This window comes from Streptomyces sp. NPDC042002, assembly GCF_055588305.1.
Window position 1 is genome coordinate 97,887 of the sequence record NZ_JBVJCT010000027.1, and the last position, 25,288, is coordinate 123,174.

At 70.2% G+C, this 25,288-nt stretch carries 21 protein-coding genes and 1 pseudogene; 13 read left to right on the forward strand and 9 right to left on the reverse strand.

The features are described 5' to 3' along the window. Positions 1–164 precede the first annotated feature (164 nt). Together ACZ6KY_RS30360 and ACZ6KY_RS30365 are read left to right on the forward strand one after the other, a co-directional pair. A complete protein-coding gene (locus ACZ6KY_RS30360) occupies positions 165–3,254 on the forward strand; it encodes an FG-GAP repeat domain-containing protein (protein ID WP_469313456.1) in 3,090 nt (1,029 codons plus the stop codon). A gap of 186 nt (positions 3,255–3,440) precedes the next feature. Then, on the forward strand, positions 3,441–3,917 hold the full coding sequence (locus ACZ6KY_RS30365) for a hypothetical protein (RefSeq protein ID WP_469313457.1): 477 nt from the start codon (positions 3,441–3,443) through the stop codon (positions 3,915–3,917). 140 nt (positions 3,918–4,057) lie between these two features. Here the strand turns inward: ACZ6KY_RS30365 and ACZ6KY_RS30370 are convergent, their stop codons facing one another. Then, entirely contained in the window at positions 4,058–5,026 is a 969-nt protein-coding gene (locus ACZ6KY_RS30370; RefSeq protein WP_469313458.1) for an intradiol ring-cleavage dioxygenase, read from the reverse strand. A 190-nt stretch (positions 5,027–5,216) separates the two neighbouring features. Further along, a complete protein-coding gene (gene aspS, locus ACZ6KY_RS30375; protein ID WP_469313459.1) occupies positions 5,217–6,980 on the reverse strand; it encodes an aspartate--tRNA ligase in 1,764 nt (587 codons plus the stop codon). Positions 6,981–7,146: 166 nt separating this feature from the next. Between aspS and ACZ6KY_RS30380 the strand changes: the two genes are divergently transcribed. Continuing rightward, positions 7,147–9,507, forward strand: coding sequence for an ATP-binding SpoIIE family protein phosphatase (locus ACZ6KY_RS30380; protein ID WP_469313460.1), 2,361 nt, complete (start codon positions 7,147–7,149; stop codon positions 9,505–9,507). On the opposite strand, the gene ACZ6KY_RS30385 is transcribed toward ACZ6KY_RS30380, so the two are convergent. From ACZ6KY_RS30385 to ACZ6KY_RS30395, 3 genes are all read right to left on the reverse strand, one after another. Next, on the reverse strand, positions 9,414–10,523 hold the full coding sequence (locus ACZ6KY_RS30385) for an AI-2E family transporter (RefSeq protein ID WP_469313461.1): 1,110 nt from the start codon (positions 10,521–10,523) through the stop codon (positions 9,414–9,416). The genes ACZ6KY_RS30380 and ACZ6KY_RS30385 overlap by 94 nt on opposite strands. Before the next feature lie 182 nt (positions 10,524–10,705). Next, entirely contained in the window at positions 10,706–11,677 is a 972-nt protein-coding gene (locus ACZ6KY_RS30390; RefSeq protein ID WP_469313462.1) for a pirin family protein, read from the reverse strand. A 200-nt stretch (positions 11,678–11,877) separates the two neighbouring features. Next, positions 11,878–12,369: an SseB family protein gene (locus tag ACZ6KY_RS30395; RefSeq protein WP_266760725.1), complete on the reverse strand. Its 492-nt coding sequence runs from the start codon at positions 12,367–12,369 to the stop codon at positions 11,878–11,880. A 143-nt stretch (positions 12,370–12,512) separates the two neighbouring features. Between ACZ6KY_RS30395 and ACZ6KY_RS30400 the strand changes: the two genes are divergently transcribed. The 5 genes from ACZ6KY_RS30400 to ACZ6KY_RS30420 all read left to right on the forward strand — a co-directional run bounded on the left by ACZ6KY_RS30400 (position 12,513) and on the right by ACZ6KY_RS30420 (position 17,824). Next, a complete protein-coding gene (locus tag ACZ6KY_RS30400; protein ID WP_469313463.1) occupies positions 12,513–14,354 on the forward strand; it encodes an acyl-CoA dehydrogenase in 1,842 nt (613 codons plus the stop codon). Between the two features lie 252 nt (positions 14,355–14,606). Further along, positions 14,607–15,914: a M18 family aminopeptidase gene (locus ACZ6KY_RS30405; RefSeq protein WP_469313464.1), complete on the forward strand. Its 1,308-nt coding sequence runs from the start codon at positions 14,607–14,609 to the stop codon at positions 15,912–15,914. 133 nt (positions 15,915–16,047) lie between these two features. Then, positions 16,048–16,293: a DUF6458 family protein gene (locus ACZ6KY_RS30410; RefSeq protein WP_469313465.1), complete on the forward strand. Its 246-nt coding sequence runs from the start codon at positions 16,048–16,050 to the stop codon at positions 16,291–16,293. 216 nt (positions 16,294–16,509) lie between these two features. Next, on the forward strand, positions 16,510–17,607 hold the full coding sequence (locus tag ACZ6KY_RS30415) for a glycosyltransferase family 2 protein (RefSeq protein WP_469313477.1): 1,098 nt from the start codon (positions 16,510–16,512) through the stop codon (positions 17,605–17,607). Between the two features lie 64 nt (positions 17,608–17,671). Continuing rightward, complete coding sequence (locus ACZ6KY_RS30420) at positions 17,672–17,824, forward strand: hypothetical protein (protein ID WP_355846730.1); 153 nt, start codon at positions 17,672–17,674, stop codon at positions 17,822–17,824. A gap of 156 nt (positions 17,825–17,980) precedes the next feature. Here the strand turns inward: ACZ6KY_RS30420 and ACZ6KY_RS30425 are convergent, their stop codons facing one another. Next, positions 17,981–18,391, reverse strand: coding sequence for a cupin domain-containing protein (locus ACZ6KY_RS30425; protein WP_469313466.1), 411 nt, complete (start codon positions 18,389–18,391; stop codon positions 17,981–17,983). A 51-nt stretch (positions 18,392–18,442) separates the two neighbouring features. Here ACZ6KY_RS30425 and ACZ6KY_RS30430 point away from each other — a divergent pair, with 51 nt between their 5' ends. Beyond that, positions 18,443–19,498 carry a helix-turn-helix domain-containing protein gene (locus ACZ6KY_RS30430; RefSeq protein WP_469313467.1) on the forward strand — a complete coding sequence of 352 codons (1,056 nt, stop codon included), beginning with the start codon at positions 18,443–18,445 and terminating at the stop codon, positions 19,496–19,498. Then, entirely contained in the window at positions 19,495–19,989 is a 495-nt protein-coding gene (locus ACZ6KY_RS30435) for an LURP-one-related/scramblase family protein (protein ID WP_469313468.1), read from the forward strand. Before ACZ6KY_RS30430 ends, ACZ6KY_RS30435 begins: the two co-directional genes overlap by 4 nt. Before the next feature lie 70 nt (positions 19,990–20,059). Here ACZ6KY_RS30435 and ACZ6KY_RS30440 read toward each other — a convergent pair whose 3' ends face one another. Continuing rightward, complete coding sequence (locus tag ACZ6KY_RS30440; RefSeq protein WP_469313469.1) at positions 20,060–20,881, reverse strand: carbon-nitrogen family hydrolase; 822 nt, start codon at positions 20,879–20,881, stop codon at positions 20,060–20,062. 154 nt (positions 20,882–21,035) lie between these two features. On the opposite strand from ACZ6KY_RS30440, the gene ACZ6KY_RS30445 reads away from it, so the two are divergent. Continuing rightward, positions 21,036–21,860, forward strand: coding sequence for a maleylpyruvate isomerase family mycothiol-dependent enzyme (locus ACZ6KY_RS30445; protein ID WP_469313470.1), 825 nt, complete (start codon positions 21,036–21,038; stop codon positions 21,858–21,860). A gap of 264 nt (positions 21,861–22,124) precedes the next feature. Here the strand turns inward: ACZ6KY_RS30445 and ACZ6KY_RS30450 are convergent, their stop codons facing one another. Next, the gene (locus tag ACZ6KY_RS30450) at positions 22,125–23,423 is read right to left on the reverse strand and encodes an MFS transporter (RefSeq protein WP_469313471.1); all 1,299 of its coding nucleotides are present in this window, start codon (positions 23,421–23,423) and stop codon (positions 22,125–22,127) included. Next, positions 23,420–24,094: a GntR family transcriptional regulator gene (locus ACZ6KY_RS30455; protein WP_469313472.1), complete on the reverse strand. Its 675-nt coding sequence runs from the start codon at positions 24,092–24,094 to the stop codon at positions 23,420–23,422. Before ACZ6KY_RS30455 ends, ACZ6KY_RS30450 begins: the two co-directional genes overlap by 4 nt. Positions 24,095–24,296: 202 nt before the next feature. Between ACZ6KY_RS30455 and ACZ6KY_RS30460 the strand changes: the two genes are divergently transcribed. Together ACZ6KY_RS30460 and ACZ6KY_RS30465 are read left to right on the forward strand one after the other, a co-directional pair. Continuing rightward, positions 24,297–25,193 (forward strand): D-alanyl-D-alanine carboxypeptidase family protein, encoded by an 897-nt coding sequence (locus tag ACZ6KY_RS30460; protein WP_469313473.1) that lies wholly within the window; start codon positions 24,297–24,299, stop codon positions 25,191–25,193. 12 nt (positions 25,194–25,205) lie between these two features. Further along, positions 25,206–25,288, forward strand: a pseudogene (locus ACZ6KY_RS30465) (hypothetical protein); the annotation flags it as partial.

Consider the following 25,288-nt stretch of genomic DNA (forward strand, 5'->3'; position numbering starts at 1 on the left):
CGTTCCCGGGCTCCTCGCATGCCACGGGTCTCCCACGGCCGTCCGGTGAACATCACCCCACCAGCGGCTTTACCGTACCCTGACCATCGGACCGACCGTCACCTCCTGTTAGCATCCGCGCACTTGTACGAGGGCGGAGGCCCTCGTGGGGAGGGACAGTTCGCATGGGCAGACACGCCCCGGGACGGCGCGGCCTTGCCGCGGCCGTCTCCGCCATAGCGGTCGCCGTGGCGGCCGCCACCATCGCCGTTCTGCCGCAGAACGGCGCCTCGGCGGACCCGGCCGCACCGGCCGGGACCGCCTCCGAGATCACCCTGACCGACCCCGCCGACGCACAACCGCGCGCCGACCGCCCGCTGGTGGCCGGCGCGAGCGGCTTCCTGCACCGGCAGACCGGGATCACCGGGCTGCTGTGGACGGACTACGCCGACGGCACCAGCACGGTCGTGAGGACCGCCGACGGGGTGTACGCCCCCTCGGGTTCCTGCGCAAGCCTCGGCGGGCCGAACTGCGCGGTCGCCTGGTACGGCAGCGACAGCGACCTGGTCGCGCTGCCGTCGGCCGGTTCCGTGGCCCTGTGGGACCCGGCGACCCGGACGACGTCGTCGTTCACCTCGGACGAGGCGTACCGGGGGCTGGCCGGACGGACGGTCCTCACCGAGTGGTCGGTGCACGACCTCGTCGACGGCGTCTGGCGGTCCCGTGCGATCAAGCCCGACAACATGCGGATCGAGTCGCTCAGCGTCAGGGCCGCCGACGCGCACGGCGTGCTCTTCGGGTTCGGCAGTGACGTGTACTACCTCGACCTGGCGACGGCCACCGCCACCCTGGCCTTCTCCGGCCCGCAGTCGCAGCGGTACGACGTCCTCGACGACGACTGGATCGGCTGGTACAGCTCCGCCAGCGGCACTCTGCACGTCAAGCCCCGCACGGACCCCGGCGCCGCCGAGCAGGTGATCGACCTGCCCTCGCCCGGTGCCCAGCTCGACGGCGCCCCGGTGCTCACCGGCGACTGGCTGCTGCTCCCGCTGGACACCGGCACCGGGACCAGCACGCTGCGGGCCGACTCCCTGAAGGACGGCTCCTCGCAGACCCTGGCGGCCAAGGCGGGGGCGTACGTGCTCCGCGCGTCCGGCGACACCGCCCTCGTCACCGGCGGCAGCGGCGCGAGCGACTGGTGGGTGCGGCGCTTCACCGAGGCCGCCGACGGCACGCCCGGCCTGGGCCGGCTCGCCCGGATCCCGGCGACGGAGAACGCGAAGACCGGCCTGGCGCTCAGCCGCGGCAGCCTCCGCGTCGCCGAGGACGACCCGAGCGGCACCATGGACACCACCTCGCTGCGCACGCTCGCCGTGGTCGGCGGGCAGCTCACCGCCTCCGCTCCCGAGGCCGGGGACAAGGTGCAGCCGGCCTGTCCGTACACGGGCGCGAGCTGCTCGATGCTCTGGGGCAATCTCGCCGACGGCTCCAGGGACGCCTTCCTCACCACCACCGCCCCAGGCTCGCGCGGCATTGACCGACTGGTCGCCATCGACGACGGCTCCTCCGACTGGTCCCTGGAGTTCGGCACCACGGGCGGCCACATCGTCGACGTCTCGGACAACTACGCCGTCTACGACTCCGGGGGCGCCTCCCCGGCCCAGTACGTCGGGCAGTTCGGGCAGGCGCAGTTGCTGAAGCGCTCCGTGCGCGCCGCCGCCCTGAACGGCTCCACCCTGTGGGGCGCCTCCACCACCGGCAAGCTGACCTCCTACAGCCTGACCGAGGGCAAGACCCTCACCACGGTGACCGTCCCCGGCCTGTCCTGCGTGCCGGGCGAACTCCAGGCGGCGGGCCGCTGGGTGTACTGGGCGTGCGCCGACGGCTCGGCCGGCGTGTACGACACCAAGGCCGCCACCTCCCGCGCGGTGAGCGGCGGCGACGTGCTGCTCGGCGACGGCTTCACCGTCCGCCACGACCGCACCGCGGGCACCCTGCTGCTGACGGACGCGGCCACCGGCACCAGCCGCGTGCTCGCGACCGATGTCGCCGACACCGGCCTCGCCACGGACCGCCGCTTCAAGTGGACCGTGGACGAGTACACGGGCCTGGTGGCCTGGACCGACCCGTACGAGCGGACGCACGTCGCCCGGACCGGCGTCACCCCGTCGGCCGTGACGGCCTTCAAGTCCGAGGCGACGGACTACGCCTACCCCACGATGCCCTTCCACGGCTCCTGGCTGCTCTCCCGCCCCGTCACCTCCTGGTCGGTCACCTTCGCCTCGGTCCAGAGCGGCGCGAAGGGCAAGGCCACCCGCACGGTCACCGGGGGCGCGTCCACCGTCTCGGTGGCCACGGACTGGTACGGCACGACGGTCGACAACGCCCGCTTCCCCAACGGGGAGTTCACCTGGACCCTCAAGGCCACCGGCATCGGCACCGCTTCGCCGGTCACCGCGTCGACCGGCAAGGGCTTCCTCTTGAGCGGCACACCGGTACGGCACGACTTCGGCAGCCCCGACGGACCCGACGGCCGCGGCGACCTCCTCACCCTGAACTCGTCCGGCGGCCTGACCTTCCAGTCGGGTACCGGCAGGGGCACGTTCGGCGAGAAGATCAGCGGTTCCGGCTGGGCCGCCGGCATCAAGGCCGTGCCGTTCGGCGACCTCGACGGCGACCGCTGCAACGACGTCCTGGTCCGGCTGAGCAGCGGCGCCCTGCGGGCGTACAAGCCGCACTGCGGCGCCGCGGTCACCCCGAAAACGTCGTACACCACGCTCGCGAGCAGCGGCTGGACCCAGTACGACGTCCTGACCTCGCCGGGCGACGTGAGCGGCGACGGCCGACCCGACCTGATCGCGCGTGTCGCGTCCACCGGGACCGTCTACCTCTACAAGGGGACGAGCACGGGCACGCTGTCGGCCCGTGCGAAGCTCTACGACGCCTGGAAGGGCTACAAGAAGATCGTCGGGGCCGGTGACCTCGACGGCGACGGCATCGGCGACCTGCTCGCCCAGGACACGTCCGACACCCTCTACCGCTACAGCGGCAAGGGGGACGGCACCTTCGCCGCCAGGGTCAAGGTGTTCGGCGACTGGGGCGGCTCCTACAACACCGTCGCCGTCGTCGGTGACATCACCGACGACGGCAGGGCCGACCTGGTCTCCCGGGACACGAGCGGCAACCTCTACCGCAACAACGGAGACGGCAAGGGGTCGTTCGGCTCCCGCACGAAAATAGCCACCGGCTGGAGCGGATACCGGTCGATCTCCTGAGGCCTCCCGGCCGGGAAAGGGGGCAGCGGACGACCGTCCGCTGCCCCCTTTCCCATCGCCGAGGGCCAGGTGAGAGGGTGGTTAAGACCCGGCAAAGAGCCGGGAAAGCCACCCTCTGTCCGATGCCGCCGATCCGTAATGGACCCCGGCGCCACAAGGCCCTCGGTCACCCGTATGGTTTCCGCCATGGCAGTCCCCGAGGTCATTCCGATCGCCTACGAACCGAAGCACCGCACCGAGACAATCGGCCGGTACGCGGACGGTCAGTTTTTGGCGTCGATCACGTACGCCTTCCCCGAAGGGTTCCGTCCCGACGACGGCTGGGAAGAGCACAAACGTCTGTACACGGTGCTCCACACCTTCGACGCCGAGGGCCGCTACCGCGACTCGGAGGTCTGGTGCGCCGGCACCTGGGCCGAACAGCAACGAGCCTCCCAGGGCGAATACTCGGTGCTGTCCCGCGCCCGCGTCCACCTGGCGAAACTGCTGCGCAGCCTGCCCCGGCGCTCGTACACGGACATCGCGATACGCCCGTTCCAGCTCACCGTCGACGGCGTGCTGTTCGGCCTGCTGACCGGCGTGGACGAGGGCGAGCCCTGGGCCGAGCTGTACCCGGACCGCCTCGGCTTCGCAGAACCGTGGGACGGCACGTACGACACCTGAGCGCCCCGGAGGGCACTCCGGAGCACGACTGATCGGGTCCCGGACGGAAAGGGGCCCGGAACCAGCGGCTTCCGGGCCTCTGCCTGTCAGGGAGTCGAGGCCCGGAACCCGGCGTGGTCCGGGCCCCCGTGTGTCGAGGGTCAGGACGACGTGGCCGACGCGCTCGGCTGGGTGTCCGTGCTGTCGTGGGTCTCGTCGGGGGCGACGCCCAGGGTCAGGTGGGCGTGGACGCCCTTGGCGATGTGCCGCTTGTTGTACGAGAGGTACAGCAGCCCGCCCTCGTGACCGTTGTCCGGGTAGATCGTGTCCTCGTCCAGCGTCGTGCGGGTGGTCGTGTTCGTGGAGTACGGGGCGACCTCCGCCGACGCCAGAACCGCCTTCTCCGCGAAGAAGAGCTGGCCCGTGTGGCAGGTGTGGCCGCCCTCGTAGCCCGCGTCGGTCCACGTGCCGTCCACATGGACCTTCACGTGGATGTGGACGCAACGGCCCCGGTACCAGCCGGGGAAGACCGTCCTGAAGGTGACGTGGCCGTGCCGGTCCGTCTTCCAGGTGCCGCGCAGATACCGCTTGTCGTCGGTGGGCTCGGCGTGACCGCCACCGCCTCCGGGCGGCCCGCCGGTCGGGGGCTCGCCGGTCGGCGTGCCCGTGGGGGTGCCGGACGGGACATCCGTGGGACCGCCCGACGGACCGCCGCCGCCACCGCCGTTGCTCATCGCCTCGTAGCCGGAGTACACGCCCAGCGCCGAACAGTGCCAGATGTCCACCGCGGCGTTCCTGACCGGCTTGCAGGTGTCCGCGTCGATCACCTTGAGCTCAAGGGTCAGCGGGATGCCTTCCTGGTCCTCGGTGATGTCCTGACGGATCTTGTCCGCGTCGATGTAGTAGGGGCCCTCGGTGGTCTCCGAGGTCAGCGTGTAGCAGGTCTCCGCGCCCGACGCGGCCGCCGCTCTGCCGGTCGTGACCTCGTCCGCGGACGCGGTAGCGGCGATACCGCCGCCCACGCCCACAGCCGCCACGGCCGCTCCACCTACGACGACGACCTTGCGCCGGGTCATGTTCCGTTTGTACGCGGGTCCTTGGGGCTCAGCGGGTCCTTGGGTGTCAGTCATGCGCCGGACGGTAGGGAGCCGACCTGTCAGCAGCATGGGTGCGGACTGTGGTTTCGCACGCCACGCAAAAGTGGCCCGGAACCATCGCTGGTTCCGAGCCACTTCCGTAAACGCCTTGCCTGTTTCGGCCGCGAGGCCTGCCTCAGCCCGCGCTGCCCACCGACTGCGAGACCTGCTTCGGCCGCGCCGCCTACTTCGGCTGCGGCTTGCGCACCGAGATGTGCAGCTCGCGCAGCCGCGTCTCGTCCAGCTCCGTGGGCGCGCCCATCATCAGGTCCTGCGCGTTGCCGTTGAGCGGGAACGCGATCGTCTCGCGGATGTTCGGCTCGTCCGCGAGCAGCATGACGATGCGGTCGACGCCCGGGGCGATACCGCCGTGCGGCGGGGCGCCGAAGCGGAAGGCGCGCAGCATGCCGGCGAACTGCTCCTCGACGGTCTCCCGGTCGTAGCCCGCGATCTCGAAGGCCTTGAGCATGATCTCGGGCTCGTGGTTCCGGATCGCGCCGGAGGACAGCTCGACGCCGTTGCAGACGATGTCGTACTGCCAGCCGAGGATGTCCAGCGGGTCCTGGGTCTCCAGGGCCTCCAGACCGCCCTGCGGCATCGAGAACGGGTTGTGCGAGAAGTCGATCTTGCCGGTGTCCTCGTCCTTCTCGTACATCGGGAAGTCGACGATCCAGCAGAAGCGGAAGACGTTCTCCTCGAAGTTGCCCGAGCGCTTCGCGGCCTCGACCCGCACCGCGCCCATGATCTTCGAGACCTCGTCGAACTCGCCCGCGCCGAAGAACACCGCGTGGCCGGGGGCCAGCGAGAGGCGCTTGGTCAGCTCGGCGACGTTCTCCTCGGTGAGGAACTTGGCGATCGGGCCGGTCAGCGAGCCGTCCTCGCCCACGCGCACCCAGGCCAGGCCCTTGGCGCCCTGCTCGACCGCGTAGTCACCGAGACCGTCGAAGAACTTCCGCGACTGGCCGGACACGTCCGGCACCGGCAGCGCGCGCACGTGCTTGCCCGCGAAGGCCTTGAACTCGGAGCCCTCGAAGATGTCGGTGATGTCGACGAGCTCCAGCTGGGCCCGCAGGTCCGGCTTGTCGGAGCCGTACTTCAGCATCGACTCGCGGAACGGGATGCGCGGGAAGGGGGAGGTGACGTGACGGTCACCGCCGAACTCCTCGAACAGCTCCGTCATGAGCTTCTCGATGGGCTGGAACACGTCCTCCTGCTCGACGAAGGACATCTCCACGTCGAGCTGGTAGAACTCGCCCGGCGAACGGTCCGCGCGGGCGTCCTCGTCGCGGAAGCAGGGCGCGATCTGGAAGTAGCGGTCGAAGCCGGAGATCATCAGCAGCTGCTTGAACTGCTGCGGCGCCTGCGGGAGCGCGTAGAACTTGCCCGGGTTCAGCCGGGAGGGGACCACGAAGTCGCGCGCGCCCTCGGGGGAGGTGGCGCTGAGGATCGGGGTCGCCATCTCGTTGAAGCCCAGCGCCGTCATCTTGTGACGGATCGCGGAGATCACGGCCGTACGCAGCAGGATGTTGCGGTGCATGCGCTCGCGGCGCAGGTCGAGGAAGCGGTACTCCAGGCGCCGCTCCTCGTTGACCCCGTCCTCGGCGTTGATCGTGAACGGCAGTGGCGCGGCGGCGCCGAGCAGCTCGACCTCGCTCACCTCGACCTCGACCTCGCCGGTCGGCAGGTCGGGGTTCACGTTCTCCGTACCGCGCGAGACGACCTTGCCGTCGATGCGGACGGTCGACTCCTTGGAGACCTTGTCGAGGGCCTCGTAGGCGGGCGTGCCCGGGCGGGCGACGAGCTGCGTGATGCCGTAGTGGTCGCGCAGATCGATGAAGAGGATGCCACCCAGGTCTCGGCGATTGTGCAGCCAGCCGCTCAGCCGGACGTCGCTGCCGACGTCAGAGGCGCGGAGCTCGCCGCAGGTGTGGGACCTGTACCGATGCATCGTCGTTCATCCAGTCTTCGCGGATAGAGGGCCTGTTTCACGTGAAACACCCCCAGGGTACCGGGCAGCCCGGGATCACCTCCCCATCATTGACCGCTCCGCCACCGCTCAGCGCCCCGGACGGCATCGGTGGCAGGCACCGATCACCTGTTCATACAGTGGGCGCATGCGCACTGGAGAGCCCCTGCCCACTGTGGGGGACGTCCTGGCCACTCTGGCGACCGGCGTGTGGCGCTGGGACAGCGCCGCGGGCCTCTTCACCTTCGACGCGGAGGCCGCACGGCTCATCGGCATGCCCGCGGAGCCGAGGACGCTCTCCGAGGCGGGCGCACGCTCCCACTTCCATCCCGTCGACTGGAACGAGATGGACGGAGTGGTGCAGCTCGCCGTGGCCGAGGGCACGCTCGCCGAGGCCCGGATGCGGATCATGGACGAGCACGGCCGGGTGCTCCGCACGGTCCGCAGCCGCTCCAAGCCGCTCATCGACCCCGAGACCGGGCAGTACGAGCTGATCGGCACCCTTCAGGAGGTCAGCGAACCGCCTCCGGGAGCCGCCGCGCGCACCCCCGTCACCGGGGACTGGCGCCGCTCGCGGGAGGCGTTCCTGCTGGACGCCGGACGGGCGCTGGCCGAGGCCCGGTCCACGGCGGAGGTACTGCGGGTGGCCGCGGGGCTGTCGATGCCCGGCTTCTCACCGGACGGACTCGCCGTCTTCGGCGCGGAGGGCGACCGGCTGACGATCATCGGCCATCACGGGCACCAGCCGGGCGACGAGGGACCCTTCTCGCACATGTCGCTGGCCACGGACTATCCGGCCGCCGAGGTCGTCCGTACGGGCCGTGCGGTCTACCTCTCCACCCCCGACGACTACAAGGACCGCTACCCGGCGTCCTGGCCGCTCGCCCAGCGCTTCGGACGGCAGTCGTGGGCGTTCCTCCCGCTCACCGTCGCCGGCAGCACCATGGGCGCGTGGATGGCGGCCTTCACGTATCCGGTCACCTTCACGCCCGACGAGCGCTCGGTCCTCAGCACCGTCGCCCGCATGCTCGCGCAGGCCCTCTCACGCGCCGGCACCGCCGAGACCGAGCGGGAGCTGACCGACGGCCTCCAGCGCTCGATGATGCCGACGCTCGGCCCGCAGATGCCGGGCATGAGCGTCGCCGCACGCTACGTCCCGACCGGCGGCGGCCTCCAGGTCGGGGGCGACTGGTACGACATGATCCCGCTGCCCGCCGGCCGCTACGCCCTGGCCATCGGCGACGTGCAGGGCCACGACGTCCGCGCGGCAGGCCTGATGGGCCAGCTCCGGATAGCCCTGCGCGCGTACGCCGCCGAAGGCCACCGCCCCGACGCGGTGCTGTCCCGGGCCTCGCGTTTCCTCTACGGAGTCACCGACTCGGTGACCTACGGATCGAGCGGCGGCGCCGACGACGGCGAGGACCCGGCGGATCCCGCCGATGTGCGCTTCGCGACTTGTCTGTACGTCGAGGTCGACCCGGCGACCGGGACGCTCGACATCGCCCGCGCCGGGCATCCCGACCCCGCGATACGCATGGCGGACGGGACGGTGCTGATGCGGCCCACGGCGGGCGGGCTGCCGCTCGGCATCGACCCGGACGCCGACTACCCGACCACCCGGCTCGTCCTGGAGCCGGGCGAGACCATGCTGATCTGCACCGACGGGCTCATCGAGACCGGCGGCCACGACCTCGACACCGGCTGGCGCCGTATCCGCCGGACGCTCGAATCCCACGACGGCGACATGGAGTCGCTCGCCGACGCGCTCGTCCAGGCCGTGCACGGGCCCTCCTCCCACCACACCACCGGTCCGCTGGCCGACCGGCGCGAGGACGACATAGCGGTGCTGCTGCTGTCCCGGCTGGGTGTGGAGGGCGCCTACGACGACACGGCCCCGACGGTACGGCCGACGGCGCGCCGCACGATGCTGACCGTCGCGCAGGCCGAGCCCGAGCGGATCGCGGACGCCCGTCAGCAGCTGCGGGAGCTCCTGCACGACTGGGCCTCCGCCGACCAGCTCGACTCCGCGGTCCTCCTAGTCTCCGAGATGGTCACCAACGTCCTCGTGCACACCGACGCCGACGCGCTGCTCGTCGCCGAGGTGACGGGCGAACCGGCCAAGCGGCGGATGCGGGTCGAGGTCACCGACGGCAGCGACGACCTGCCGCACCGGCGCCATCCGGGGGAACTGGCGTCGTCCGGGCGCGGCCTGGTGCTCGTCGAAATGCTCGCGGACGCGTGGGGGGTGGACCCGCGGGGCGAGGGCAAGAGCATCTGGTTCGAGTTCTCCGAGGCCCCGGACACGGAATCCGGCAAGCCCGGGACCTCGGACGACTCCGCGTTGCTCGACGCGTGGGAGGCGCTCGGGGAGAGCACGGACCTCGGCGAACCGGTGGTCACGGGCCCCGCGGACGGCTACGAGTCCTCGGACGGTCCCGGTGCCCCCGGCACTCCGGGGAATCCCGGCGCCGCCGGTCCTTCCGGTCCCTCGGCTCCCTCGGGCGCGTAAAGCAGACGGAGTTCGTGCACCACGCCGAAGACTGCCGCCGTCAGCGGTACGGCGAGCAGCATGCCGAGGACGCCCGCGACGGACGCGCCCGCCGTGATCGCGAGCAGCACCACCGCCGGATGCATCTGCACCTGCCGGCTCTGGATCATCGGCTGGAGGCCGTATCCCTCCAGCATCTGGATCGCGAGCACGAGCCCGAGCGTCCACAGGGCGATGACGAACCCTCGGTCGGCGAGCGCGACCAGGACGGCCACCGCGCCGGAGAGGAACGCGCCGAGATACGGGATGTACGCCCCCACGAAGACCAGCGCGCCGAGCCCGACGGCGCCCGGGACGCGCAGGACCAGGAGCCCGACGGTGATGCAGAGGGCGTCGATGAGCGCGATGATCGTCGTCCCGCGCATGAAGCCCTCGACGGCCGCGAAGGCGCGCCGGGCCATGGCCTCGACGACGTCGGCGGTCCCCCGGGGCGCCAGCGACCGCAGGGATCCGGCCACCCGGTGCGAGTCGCGCAGGAAGAAGAACACGAGCAGCAGGGCGAGGAAACCCATGGCGAGGGTCTCGGCAACGACGCTGACACCGCTGACGACGTTGGACGCGGCCGTGCCGCCGAACTTGGCCAGCAGGTCCTTGGAGTTGGCGGCGATGTCGTCGAGCGAGGTACCCGCCGCGCCGAAGTGCTCGGCGACGGAACGCGAGGCCTGCCGGAGCGAGGACACGATCTGGGCGCCGGTGTGGAAAAGCGCGGCGACGACGACGTAGACGGCGCCGCCGACCACGACGGCCACCGCGACGCAGGTCAGGGCGGCGGCGAGCGAGCGGTTGATCCGCGCCTTGACCATCCGCCGGTACAGCGGCCCGAGCAGGGCGGTCCCGAGCAGCGCGAGCAGCACCGGCACCACCGCCGTACGGAACTCCCCGCACAGCAGGATCCCCACCCATCCCACACCGGCGGCCAGCAGGATCACGGCACACCAGGCCGCCAACCGCCGGGCACCCTCAGGGAGTAGCTGCACCCTGCCAGCTGACCATGCGTCAGCCGAACCGGCGCCCGGGAGAGCCCGAACGGGGGAGGAGGCCCGCGGAGGCAGCGCTCGCGCGGGGCGCGGAGAAGCCCCGTCCGGCTACCGGACGGGGCTTCTCCGCGCTCCATCGCTCACGAGGGCGCCGGGAATCCTCGGAAGGCCCCGGGGAGGGCCTACAGCCCGCCCTCCGACATCCCGTGCACCGCCGGGATGGTCCCCAGGCGGCCCTTCTGGAAGTCCTCGAAGGCCTGCTGGAGCTCGTCACGGGTGTTCATCACGAACGGCCCGTAGTGGGCCATCGGCTCACGGATCGGCCGCCCTCCGAGGAGGACGACCTCCAGGTCCGGCGTGTTGGAGTCCTGCTTCTCGTCCGCGCGGACGGTCAGCGAGGAACCCGCGCCGAACACGGCGGTCTGGCCGGTGTGGACCGGGCGGCGGTCCGCGCCCACGCTGCCGCGTCCGGCGAGGACGTACGCGAGGCCGTTGAAGTCCTCGCGCCACGGCAGGGTGATCTCGGCGCCGGGCCGCAGGGTGGCGTGGACCATGGTGATCGGGGTGTGCGTGATGCCCGGTCCCTGGTGGCCGTCGAGCTCACCGGCGATGACGCGCAGGAGCGCGCCGCCGTCCGCGGTGCTGAGGAGCTGCACCGTGCCGCCCCGGATGTCCTGGTACCGCGGGGCCATCATCTTGTCCTTGGCCGGCAGGTTCACCCAGAGCTGGAGCCCGTGGAAGAGCCCGCCCGACATCACGAGGTGCTCCGGCGGCGCCTCGATGTGGAGCAGACCGGAACCGGCCGTCATCCACTGCGTGTCACCGTTGGTGATCGTGCCGCCGCCACCGTTGGAGTCCTGGTGGTCGAAAATGCCGTCGATGATGTACGTCACGGTCTCGAAGCCGCGGTGCGGGTGCCAGGGGGTGCCCTTCGGCTCGCCCGGCGCGTACTCCACCTCACCCATCTGGTCCATCATGATGAACGGGTCGAGGTGCTTGTAGTTGATCCCGGCGAACGCGCGGCGGACCGGGAAACCCTCGCCCTCGAAGCCACTGGGCGCGGTCGTCACGGCCAGCACGGGACGCTCCACGGCGTCGGCCGGCGCCGCCACTCGGGGCAGGGCCAGCGGGTTCTCGACAGTCACTGCGGGCATGTCGGTACCTCCTTGTGCTTCGAGTTTAGTTGAGGATTGAACTTTCTGCTACCCGTAACGACGCGCGCCCGGAGGGCATTCCCTCCGGGCGTCACGTGTTCGTGAGGCAGTGCGGCCGTGCGGACGGCGGGCCACCGATCGTTCGGACGGTGGCCCGTCGACCCGGCCCGCGGCGGCCCGTCAGCCGTGGATGCGGCCCGTCAGCCGTACATACGGCGCATCGCGAAGTCCACCATCTGCTCCACGGCCTTAGCGTCGAAGACCATCCGGTGCTCACCCTCCATGTCGATCACGAAGCCGTAGCCCGTGGGCAGGAGGTCGATCACCTCGGCTCCGGTGATCACGAAGTACTTGGACTCCTTGCCCGCGTACCGGCGCAGTTCCTTGAGCGAGGTGAACATCGGGATGACAGGCTGCTGGGTGTTGTGCAGCGCCAGGAATCCGGGGTTGTCCCCGCGCGGGCAGTACACCTTCGACGTGGCGAAGACCTGCTGGAAGTCCTCGGCGGCCATGGACCCCGTGGTGAACGCGCGGACCGCGTCCGGAAGGGACGGCGGGGACGGCTCGGGATACAGGGGCGGCTGCTGGCCGTACCCGCCCGGCATCTGTCCGCCAGGCATCTGGCCGGGCATCTGCTGCTGCGGCGGGACGTACCCCTGCTGGGCGCCCGCGTTCTGCTCGTAGCCGTACATGCGTCAAAGAGTAGTGGGCCACATATGGCCCACCCGGGGTTGCTTCTTATTACTGACGGGTAGCATCATCGAAGCTACTTGTTGGTACGTGAACCAGATGCGAGGAGTCAGTGCCTCGCCGATCCCTTAACGGAGCCGTCGCCATGGGGCATTACAAGTCGAATCTCCGCGACATCGAGTTCAACCTCTTCGAGGTGCTCGGGCGCGACAAGCTGTACGGCACCGGCCCGTTCGCGGAGATGGACACGGACACCGCCAAGAGCATCCTCGAGGAGCTGACCCGCCTCTCGGAGAACGAGCTGGCCGAGTCCTTCGTCGACGCCGACCGCAACCCGCCGGTCTTCGACCCGGAGACCAACACGGCGCCGGTCCCGGCTTCCTTCAAGAAGTCGTACAAGGCGTTCATGGACTCCGAGTACTGGCGTCTCGGCGTGCCCGAGGAGATCGGCGGTTCCACCGCGCCCCGCTCCCTGATCTGGGCGTACGCGGAGCTGATCCTCGGCGCGAACCCGGCGGTCTGGATGTACTCCAGCGGCCCCGCGTTCGCCGGCATCCTCTTCGAGGAGGGCAACGAGGTCCAGAAGCACATCGCGACGATGGCCGTCGACAAGCGGTGGGGCTCCACCATGGTGCTCACCGAGCCGGACGCCGGCTCCGACGTGGGCGCCGGCCGCACCAAGGCGATCCAGCAGGAGGACGGCTCCTGGCACATCGAGGGCGTGAAGCGCTTCATCACCTCGGGTGAGCACGACATGGAGGAGAACATCCTCCACTACGTCCTCGCCCGCCCCGAGGGCGGCGGCCCCGGCACCAAGGGCCTGTCCCTCTTCCTCGTCCCGAAGTACGAGTTCGACTTCGAGACCGGCGAGCTGGGCGAGCGCAACGGCGTGTACGCGACGAACGTCGAGCACAAGATGGGCCTCAAGGCCTCCAACACCTGCGAGATGACCTTCGGCGACCGCCACCCCGCCAAGGGCTGGCTGATCGGCGACAAGCACGACGGCATCCGCCAGATGTTCCGCATCATCGAGTTCGCCCGCATGATGGTCGGCACGAAGGCGATCTCCACCCTTTCGACCGGCTACCTGAACGCGCTGGAGTACGCCAAGGAGCGCGTCCAGGGTCCCGACCTCGCGGAGTTCATGGACAAGGCCGCGCCCAAGGTCACCATCACGCACCACCCGGACGTGCGCCGCTCGCTGATGACGCAGAAGGCGTACGCCGAGGGCATGCGCGCCCTGGTGCTGCACACCGCCGCGGTCCAGGACGAGATCCAGGTCCTGGAGGCCGCCGGTGAGGACACCGCCGCCGCCGAGGCCCTGAACGACCTCCTCCTGCCGATCGTGAAGGGCTACGGCTCCGAGAAGGGCTACGAGCTGCTCGCCCAGTCGCTCCAGATCTTCGGCGGCTCCGGCTTCCTGCAGGAGTACCCGATCGAGCAGTACATCCGCGACGCCAAGATCGACACGCTGTACGAGGGCACCACCGCGATCCAGGGCCAGGACTTCTTCTTCCGGAAGATCGTCCGCAACCAGGGCGCGGCCCTGAACACCCTCGCCGAGGACATCAAGAAGTTCCTGGCGCTCGGCACGGGCGGCGAGGAGCTGTCCGCCGCCCGCGAGCAGCTCGCGAAGGCGGCCGTCGAGCTGGAGGCCATCGTCGGCCTGATGCTGACCGACCTCGCGGCCACCGAGCAGGACGTCAAGAACATCTACAAGGTGGGCCTCAACACCACCCGCCTCCTGATGGCCTCCGGCGACGTGGTCGTCGGCTACCTGCTGCTGCGTGGTGCCGCCGTCGCCGCCGAGAAGCTGGAGACCGCCTCCGCCAAGGCTGTGTCCTCCAAGGACGTGGCGTTCTACACCGGCAAGATCGCGGCCGCGCGGTTCTTCGCCGCCAACGTGCTGCCGGGCGTCACCGGTGCCCGCAAGCTCGCCGAGGGCGTCGACCTGGACCTGATGGAGCTGGACGAGGCCGCCTTCTAGGAGTCCGCCGGGCCCCGCGACGCCGGGGCCCACGAGTTCTCCGGCCCCCGCGAAGCCTGGGGCCAAAGATCCACCGACCCCCGCGAAACCGGGGGCCCAAGGGGCCGCCGGGCCAGGCGAGGCCGGGCGGGCACCGGCCCGGCATCTGTCCGTCCGGTCAGGTGTCCCAAGGTGCCCACCCTTCACATCCCCCTTACGAGGGCCCGCTCCCAACCCCGGGAGCGGGTCCTCGCGCGTCGTTAAGGTGAACCCATGAGTGCACCCACCCGGTTCGACCGCGGCCACACCGACGACCTCATGTCCTTCCTCGCGGCGAGCCCGACGCCGTACCACGCCGTGGCGACCGCCGCCGAGCGGCTGGAGAAGGCCGGATTCCGTCAGGTCGCCGAGACCGACGCGTGGGAAGGGACCAGCGGCGGGAAGTACGTGCTGCGCGGAGGGGCGATCATCGCCTGGTACGTGCCGGAGGGCGCCGAGCCGCACACCCCGTTCCGCATCATCGGCGCGCACACCGACTCCCCGAACCTGCGGGTCAAGCCGCTGCCGGACACCGGGGCGCACGGCTGGCGGCAGGTGGCCGTGGAGATCTACGGCGGCCCGCTGCTGAACTCCTGGCTCGACCGGGACCTGGGCCTGGCCGGACGCCTGTCGCTGCGGGACGGCTCGACCCGCCTGGTCAACATCGACCGCGCCCTGCTGCGCGTGCCCCAGCTCGCCATCCACCTGGACCGTTCCGTCAACGACGGGCTCAAGCTCGACAAGCAGCGGCACCTCCAGCCCGTCTGGGGACTCGGCGACACCCGCGAGGGCGATCTGATCAGCTTCCTGGAGGAGGAGTCGGGGCTGCCCGCGGGCGAGGTCACCGGCTGGGACCTCATGACCCACTCCATCGAGCGGCCCTCCTACCTGGGCCGCGACGAGGAGCTGCTCGCCGGGCCGCGCATGGACAACCTGCTGTCCGTGCACGCCGCCACGGCCGCACTGGCCGCGGTCGCGACGCCCGACGCCGGACTCCCGTACATCCCGGTCCTCGCCGCCTTCGACCACGAGGAGAACGGCTCGCAGAGCGACACCGGCGCCGACGGACCGCTGCTCGGCAGTGTGCTGGAACGTTCTGTCTTCGCTCGCGGCGGTTCCTACGAGGACCGGGCGCGCGCGTTCGCCGGCACCGTCTGTCTCTCCTGCGACACCGGTCACGCCGTGCACCCCAACTACGCCGAGCGGCACGACCCGACACACCACCCGCGTGCCAACGGCGGCCCCATCCTCAAGGTGAACGTCAACAACCGCTACGCCACCGACGGTTCGGGCCGCGCGGTGTTCGCCGCCGCCTGCGAGAAGGCCGGCGTGCCCTTCCAGTCCTTCGTCTCCAACAACTCCATGCCCTGCGGCACCACCATCGGCCCCATCACGGCGGCCCGGCACGGCATCAGGACGGTCGACATCGGCGTGGCCATCCTCTCCATGCACAGCGTCCGCGAACTCTGCGGCGCCGACGACCCGTTCCTGCTGGCCAACGCGCTGGTGGCGTTCCTGGAGGGACAACCCCCCACCGCGTAGGCGCCGTTCGGCACGTCGTCGCGAGGAACGCGTGCCGTGCCGTGAGGGATCGCCTCCGCATGGCTCGCGGGGTCCCGGGTACCCGGAACAGGTCCGGAATGACTCCGAGTTGCTATTCAAGGAGGCGACACCCATGGGCCTGGGCGGATGCATCATCCTGATCGCCGTAGGGGCGATCCTCACGTTCGCGACCGACTGGCACATGCAGGGGGTCGACCTTCACGTGGTCGGCGTGATCCTCATGATCGCCGGACTGATCGGCGTGGCGACCTTCGGCAGTATCGCCAAGCGCAGGCGAGTGGTCGTACCGCCGACGGCGACCGTCGTGGAGGACGAGCGGCACCACCGGAACGGCTATTCCGACGGATACGGCATATGAGCTGTATCACGAACTAAGGATATTTCAGGGGTGAATACGGACAAGGCGTGACAGAACGCACCTCCCCGCCGCCTGTCAAAATACGTACACATCGTGAAGGATTAGCGCTCTTGGGGCCATAAGGTCACACAATTCTTCACGATAGGGGAGTCCGCCGTGCACGGTCTGACACTGTCCGGCGGTCTCTCCGTCGGCGCAGGGGCGAGTGGCTCGCGGATACCCCGTCCGCGGCGCCACGCCGCCGACGAGGAACCGGCCGACGGCCCCCGCCTCGCGGTGCTGATCCCGGCCCACAACGAGCAGGACCGCATAGCCGCCGCCATCGACGGCCTGTGGCAGCAGACCCGGCGCCCCGACCTGATCGTGGTGGTGGCCGACAACTGCACCGACGACACCGCCACCGTGGCCGCCGCCCACGGCGCACAGGTCTTCCACACCGAGGGCAACACCCACAAGAAGGCCGGAGCCCTCAACCAGGCCATCGCCTCGACGCTGCCCCGTCTCGACGACCACGACCTGTTGCTGGTCCAGGACGCGGACACCGTCCTGAACCCCAGGTTCGTCGAGACCGCCCTCGCCACCTTCAGCCGCGAGGTCGGCGCCGTCGGCGGCGTCTTCTACGGCGAGGCGGGCGGCGGATTCCTCGGCCAGCTCCAGCGCATGGAGTTCCACCGTTACGCCTGGGAGCTGGAACGCACCGGCGGCAAGGCCCAGGTACTCACCGGCACCGGAACGGTGTTCCGGGCCCAGGTGCTGCGCGAGGTGCGCGCCGCCCGCCTCTCCGGCCGGATCGGCGGCGGCACCAGCTACTACAGCCTGGCCTCGCTCACCGAGGACGACGAGATGACCAAGGCCGTCAAGACCCTCGGCTACCGGGCCATGTCCCCGGCCGGCTGCGCGGTCACCACCGAGGTCATGACCACCCTGCCCAAGCTGTGGCACCAGCGGCTGCGCTGGCAGCGGGGCGCCCTGGAGAACCTCCGCGACTACGGCTGGACCAGGGTCACCGCCCGCTACTTCCTGCAGCAGTTCCTGATGGGCTTCGGCGCGCTGGCCTTGTTCGTCTACCTCACCTACATGGTCGCGTACACGACGTTGTACGGCTGGCCCGGCCTCTCGCCGTTCTGGACGGCGATCGGCCTGATCTTCTTCGTCGAGAAGACCGTCTCCGTACGCCGCGCCGGACCCCGGGCCGTTCTGGTGGCCGCGCTGCTGATCCCGGAGATGCTCTACGACATGTTCCAGCACGCAGTCTATTTCTCCTCGCTCTGGGGTCTGATGCGCCGCAGCGAGGAGAAGTGGGTGGCCACGTGAGCCGCCCTCCCCTTCGTCCCACCGCAAGAGCACGCCTAGGAGAACGACCATGTACATGAAATTGATGAGTGCCAGCACCGCCGGAGCGGGCGGGGCCGCGGTGGCCTCCACCGGGGGGACGTGGATGAACAGCATGGCGCTGGTCGTGGCGGCCACCACGCTGGTGGCGGCCACGATGGCCATGTACAAACTGGCACGGTGGACGCGCCGCCACTGAGCGGGCACACCGGGCCATTACGTGCCCTGCGCCGGCAAGGAACCCGGAACCCACGCGCCCTGGCCGTCAGGCGCCCTGAGTTGTCGTCAGACGCTCCGGAAGGTGGCCGCCGCGGTCCGGTCGGCCGGGGTGTGAACGTGTTCGGCGGGGCGGGCGTCAGTTCAGGACGTGACCCGTCGTAGCGTCCACATGGGTGGGGATCTCGTCGTGGCGGTCGCCGACGGTGAGGGTGCCGGTGGGTTCGAAGAGGAGGATCGCGGCGCCGCCGGGGGTGGACGGCTTGTGCTCGGTTCCGCGCGGGACGGTGAAGACGGAACCCTTGGGCAGGACGACGGTCCGCTCGCCGGACGGTTCCCGGAGCGCGATGGTCAGCTCGCCCTCCAGGACCAGGAAGAACTCGTCCGTGTGATCGTGCACGTGCCAGACGTGCTCGCCCTCGACCTTCGCGACGCGCACGTCGTAGTCGTTGACGGCGGTGACGATGCGGGGGCTCCACAGGTCGGTGAAGGAGGCGAGGGCGGCTGACAGGGAGACGGGGTCGCCGCGTCGGGCGGGTTCGCTGGTCATGCGCTCATCCTCGGCACTCGGCCGCGCACCCGCGAGTGCTAGAAATCGCGTATGCCGCAAGGATCCTCGCACGCACCGCTCGATCGGGAGATCTCCCTCGCGCCGGGACGGGAAGAACCGCCGCCGCGTACGCCGCATCGCGTCGCCGTGATCGTCGACGAGGGTACGAATCCCTTCGAAGTCGGCGTCGCGACGGAGCTGTTCGGGCTTCCCCGGCCCGAACTGGGGCGGCCGGAGCCGCTCTACGAGCTGACCCTGTGCACCCCCACGCCCGGCGTCCGGATGAACCACGGGTTCTTCACCCTGAGCGGAGTGCCCGGCCTCGACGCGGTGGACGACGCCGACACCCTCGTCGTCCCCGGCCGGCCCGACAACGTCGTACCGCGCCGGGCCGTCGTCCTGGACGCCATCAGGCGAAGCCACGCGCGTGGGGCGCGGGTCGTGAGTTTCTGCACCGGGACCTTCGCGCTCGCCGAGGCGGGGCTGCTCGACGGGCGGCGGGCCACCACCCACTGGCGCTGGACGAACGTCTTCCGGGAACTGCATCCGAAGGTGCTGCTGGATCCGGACGTGCTCTTCGTGGACGAGGGTGACGTACTCACGGCGGCGGGCAGCGCGGCCGCGCTCGATCTCGGGCTGCACCTCGTACGGCGCGACCACGGCGCGGAGACCGCCAACGCGGTGTCGCGCCGGCTGGTCTTCGCCGCGCACCGCGACGGGGGCCAGCGCCAGTTCGTGCAGCGGCCACTGCCCGACGTGCCCGACGAGTCACTGGCACCCCTGCTGGCCTGGGCGCAGGAGCGGATCGGCGAGCCGCTGACGGTCGGGGACCTGGCGGCGCGCGCCGCCGTCAGCCCGGCGACGCTGCACCGCCGCTTCCGCGCCCAGCTCGGCACGACACCGCTGGCATGGCTGACGGCGGAGCGGGTCGCCCTCGCCTGCCGGCTCATCGAGCGCGGCGAGGTCCGGCTCGGCGTGGTGGCGGACCGCAGCGGGCTCGGGACCGCCGCGAACCTGCGCGAGCGGGTGCGCCGGGCGACCGGACTCAGCCCGTCGGCCTACCGGCGGCGTTTCGGACCGCCCGGCGGGGAACCGGTGACGACATGAGATACCTCGTACGCGACCGGCTGCTCGGCTTCGGTGACGACTACTGGATCGAGGACGACCACGGGAACAAGGTCTTCCTCGTCGACGGCAAGGCCATGCGGCTGCGGGACACCTTCGAGCTGAAGGACACCCGCGGACGCGTCCTGATCGACATCCACCAGAAGATGTTCGCGCTGCGCGACACGATGATCATCGAGCGGGACGGCGACCCGCTCGCGACCATCAAGCGCAAACGTCTGTCCCTGCTCCGCAATCACTATCGCGTGTCCCTGGTCGACGGCACCGAGCTCGACGTCAGCGGCAAGATCCTCGACCGGGAGTTCGCCGTCGACTACGACAACGAACTCCTCGCCCAGATCTCCCGCCGCTGGCTCCACATCCGCGACACGTACGGCGTCGACGTCGTACGGGAGGACGCGGATCCGGCGCTGATGATCGCCGTGGCGGTGTGCGTGATCCACCTGGCGGAGAAGGAACGGGGGGACGGCTGACAGCGCTCTCGGCCGAACGCACTGACGACCGACGGCGCCGGCGAACGACAGCGCCGACGGCCGGCTCCCGTCAGCGGGTGGGGGTGTCCAGGCCCAGCAGGCGGTCCTTCAGGGCCGGGAACTGTTCCCGCGTCGTCGCGACCTTCGCCGGGTCGAAGTCCACGGTGAGGATCTCCTCGTCCGAGCCCGCCTCGGCGAGGACCTCTCCCCACGGGTCGACCACGATCGAGTGACCGGCCTGGGGAACTCCCGCGTGCGTACCGGCCGTTCCGCAGGCGAGGACGTACGCCTGGTTCTCGACGGCGCGCGCCCGCGCGAGCAGGGTCCAGTGGGAGCGGCGGCGCTCGGGCCAGCCGGCCGGGAGGACGAAGGTCTGCGCCCCCGCGTCGACGAGCCCGCGGAAGAGTTCGGGGAACCGGAGGTCGTAGCAGGTGGCCACGCCGAGGACGGTCTCCGGCAGCCGCACGGTCACCAGTTCGGTGCCCGCGCCCATCAGCACGGCCTCGCCCTGGTCGAAGCCGAAGCGGTGGATCTTGCGGTAGGCGGCGACGAGTTCACCGGCGGGGGAGTAGACGAGGGAGGTGTTGTAGAGAGCGGCCTCGGACGCGGAGGAAGAGCCGGCCTCGGACGCGGCGCGCTCGGGGATCGAGCCCGCGTGCAGCCACACGCCGGCGTCGCTCGCCGCCTTGCTCATCGCCTCGTGGGTCGGCCCGTCGAGCGGTTCGGCCTGCGCCGCGAACTCCTCGTAGGCGAAGGCGCCGGTGGTCCACAGTTCGGGGAGCACGACGAGATCGACTCCGGCCTGATCCCGTACCAGATCAGCCACTCGTTGTCTGCGGGCTGCGACCGATTCGTCGTCGTTTACGTCGATCTGGAGGAGCGAGGCGCGCACACTACCACCGTCCTGGCATTCGAGCCGTCGATACGGGCCTACGATCGTCACACGAAAGCACTGCCGGGGTGCCTCACAGCAGCGTAACTTAGCGTCCCAAGACACCCGCTGCCTGTGCACTGCCCGCGTCCAACCGCCCGAGGGGTCCCGTTCCGTGAGTCTGCATCCGAGTCTTCAGTCCTACGCCGACGCCTGGGCCCACTCGATCGAAGCGATATCCGAGCTGGTGCAGCCGCTTGTGGAGGGCGAGTGGAACCGGCGGACCCCGTGTCCCGGCTGGTCGGTCCGCGACATCGTCTCGCACGTCATCGGGCTGGACTGCGAGATGCTCGGCGATCCCCGGCCGATCCACACACTTCCCCGCGATCTCTACCACGTGACGAACGAGCACCAGCGGTACATGGAGATGCAGGTCGACGTGCGCCGCCACCACACGGCGCCGGAGATGACCTCCGAGCTGGAGTACACGGTCATCCGTCGCAACCGGCAGCTGCGGAACGAGTCGCGGCAGCCCGACGCCAAGGTGCGCGGCCCTCTCGGCACCGAGGTCACCCTCGAACAGGCGATGCGCAACCGCGCGTTCGACGTATGGGTGCACGAGCAGGACCTGCGGTACACGCTGGGCCGGCCGGGGAACCTCGACTCCCCCGGTTCGCAGATCGTGCGGGACGATTTGCTGTCCGCGCTGCCGAAGGTCGTCGCCAAGGACGCGGGGGCGCCGGCGAACTCCGCGGTCGTCTTCGACGTGCACGGTCCCGTCGAGTTCCTCCGTACGGTCCGTATCGACACCGACGGGCGCGGATCGATAGACGGTGCGCCCTCCCTCGGTCCCGCGGCGAGCCTCGCCCTCGACTGGGAGACCTTCGTCCGGCTCGCCTGTGGCCGCGTCCACGCCGACGCCGTGTCCGACCGCATCAAGACCGAGGGCGACCCGGAACTGACGGCCGCGATCCTGCGCAACTTCACCGTCACGCCGTAACGGGACGGGGCGGGGCGGCTCACCGCCCCTCCGCCTCGCTCCGCCGTTCCGGTGTCCGGGAACGTTTCCGGTGTCCGGGAACGCTGCGTCCCGCCGACGCGTTTCTCGGCAGTCGCCGGACGGACCGGGGCCTTCCGGCGCGCCCGGACAGCGGAGGTGGTTCGGTCCCTCCGGCGTTCGGGGCGCGGGCTCCGTACGGACGGCGAACGCCCAGGTCGGGACAGCCGGCGGCGGCCGGTGGCAGCGGGCGGCATGCCCTGGCGGTCACGCCGGTACGTGCACCGTTTCCACCCGGCTGGCCACCAGCCGCTCACGCTCCCGGCTGGCCGCCTGCTTCCGCAGCCGGAAGATCTGGCTCAGCCCTGCCGCCTGGAGCACGAACACGGCGGCGAAGGCGATCCGGTAGTTGTCGTCGGTGGCGTCGAGCAGGACACCGATGGCCAGCAGCGTCGTCATCGAGGCGACGAAACCACCCATGTTGGTGATCCCGGACGCGGTCCCCTGACGCTCCGGCGGATTCGCCGGCCGCGCGAAGTCGAAACCGAGCATCGAGGCGGGACCGCAGGCACCGAGCACGGTGCACAGTACGACCAGCACCCACATCGGCGCGTGCTCGCCGGGGTACACCAGCACCCCCGCCCACACGACGGCCGTCGCCGCGACCGTGCCCAGCGCCAGCGGCAGCCGCGCGGTGTGGTGCCGCGCGACGATCTGCCCGTACACCAGGCCGACGACCATGTTGGACAGGACCACGAGCGTCAGCAGTTCTCCCGCGGTGGCCCGCGAAAGGCCCTGCGCCTGGACCAGGAACGGCATTCCCCACAGCAGCAGGAACACCATCGCCGGGAACTGCGTGGTGAAGTGCACCCACAGACCGAGCCGGGTACCGGGTTCCCGCCAGGACGCGACGATCTGCCGGCGGACGTACGCGGCGCCCCGGTGCGGGAACGGCTCCGGCTCGTGGCCCTCGGGGTGGTCCTTCAGGAACAGCAGCAGAAGGACGAGGACGAGCACACCGGCACCGGCGCTTCCGGCGAACGCGGCCGTCCAGCCCAGGCCGTGCAGCAGCCGGGCGATCACGAGGGTCGAGACGAGGTTGCCCGCCATGCCGACCAGACCCGCGGACTGCGCGACGAGCGGTCCGCGCCGGGCGGGGAACCACCGCGTGCCGAGCCGCAGCACGCTGATGAACGTCATCGCGTCACCGCAGCCCAGCAGGGCACGCGAGGCGAGCGCCATGCCGTACGACGAGGAGAACGCGAAGCCCAGCTGCCCCGCCGTGAACAGCACCACGCCGATGGTCAGCACCTTCTTGGTGCCGAGCCGGTCGACCAGCAGCCCGACCGGTATCTGCATGCCCGCGTACACGAGGAGCTGGAGGATGGAGAAGGTGGACAGGGCGGAGGCGCCGACATGGAAACGGTCCGCGGCGTCGAGTCCGGCCACCCCCAGTGACGTACGGAAGATGACCGCGACGAAGTAGACCGAGACGCCGATGCCCCAGACGGCGATCGCGCGCCGGCCGCCGGGCGGGTCGCCGGGCAGCGTGACCGAGGAGCTCATCGGACCTCGCCCCGCGCCAGGTTGGAGAACCAGCTGACGTGTCCGTGGATGAGGCCGACGACCGCGTCGGCGTCGCCGGCGCGCAGTGCCTGGAGGATCTGTTCGTGCTCGACGAGTGTCTTGGTGATCCGGTCGGGGTGCGCGTGCATGACAGCGACTCCCATCCTCAACTGCCGGTCGCGGAGCTGGTCGTAGAGCCGGGAGAGGATCTCGTTGCCGCCGCTGCGGACGATCTCGGCGTGGAAGCAGCGGTCGGTGACGGCGGCGGCGGCCAGATCCCCGGCGGCGGCCTGCTCCTTCTGCTGGGCGAGCAGTTCTTCGAGGCGGGCCAGGAGCTGCGGCGACGCCGGTACGGCCTTGCGCGCGGCGTGCTCCTCGACGAGCTGGCGGGTCTCGACCACGTCCGCGATCTCCTGGGCGGAGACCGGCAGGACGAGCGCGCCCTTCTTCGGGTAGAGCCTGATCAGTCCCTCGGCTTCGAGGCGGAGCAGTGCCTCACGGACCGGGGTGCGCGAGACGCCCACCGCATCGGCGAGTTCGCCCTCGGTCAGCAGGGCCCCGCCCTCGTAACGGCGTTCCAGGACGCCCCGTTTGACGTGTGCGTAGACGCGGTCGGCCGCGGGCGGCTGCTTCATCGAAGGCCGCGTCGGCGCGGGTGGGGCTGAAGGCATGCGCACATCATAGATACAACACGTACGCATCCCCGGAGGCATTTCAGCATGCGGACCCCAACTGCCCCTGGATGTAACCCAGGTCACACGAATTCCACTCGTTCGCCGTACATCCCTTTGCGCGCCCCGCGAGTCCGAACATGGGACGGCACTGCCATGTGCCGCTCTCCCAGGGGCATTTCGCGCATACGGAGCGTTCATTTTGATTACCGGCATTAAGGGCACGCGTTTCCGCAAGGCCGCCGCTGTGACCTTCACGACCGGCGCCGTGCTGGCAGCCGGAGCCTTCGGCGCCGCGCCCGCGGGCGCGGTAGCCACGCCCACAATCGTCGCCAAGGGCGGCTATGTCATGAACAACGGGACCGCCGCGTCCCTGTACACCAAGGCGGCGGACACCAAGCTGTCCACCGGCTCCACCACGAAGATCATGACGGCCAAGGTGGTCCTGGCCCAGCCGAACCTGAACCTGGACGCCAAGGTCACGATCCTGAAGGCGTACAGCGACTACGTGGTCGCCAAAAACGCCTCGCAGGCCCACCTGATCGTCGGTGACAAGGTCACCGTCCGTCAGCTCCTCTACGGTCTGATGCTGCCGTCGGGCTGCGACGCCGCCTACGCGCTCGCCGACAAGTTCGGCTCGGGCACGAGCACCGCCGCCCGCGTGAAGTCGTTCATCGGCAAGATGAACTCGGCCGCGACGAGCCTTGGCCTGACGCACACGCACTTCGACTCGTTCGACGGCATCGGCAACGGCAACAACTGGTCGACGCCGCGCGACCTGACGAAGATCGCCAGCAGTGCCATGAAGAACTCCACGTTCAGGACCGTCGTCAAGACGAAGTCGTACACGGCGAAGACGGTGACGAAGGTCAACACCACGCGCACCATGGCGCCGTGGATCAACACCAATGGGCTGCTCAACAGCTACAGCGGCGCCATCGGCGTGAAGACCGGCTCCGGCCCCGAGGCCCACTACTGCCTCGTCTTCGCCGCCACCCGCAACGGCAAGACGGTCATCGGGACGGTCCTCGCCTCGACGTCCATCCCGGCCCGCGAGTCGGACGCGACGAAGCTGATGAACTACGCCTTCGCCAAGTAAGGCACGCAGACGCACTCGCACGACTACCGGACACCGGAAGCCTTCGCCGACCGACGTGTCCTCGTCCTCGGCATCGGCAACTCGGCCTGCGACAT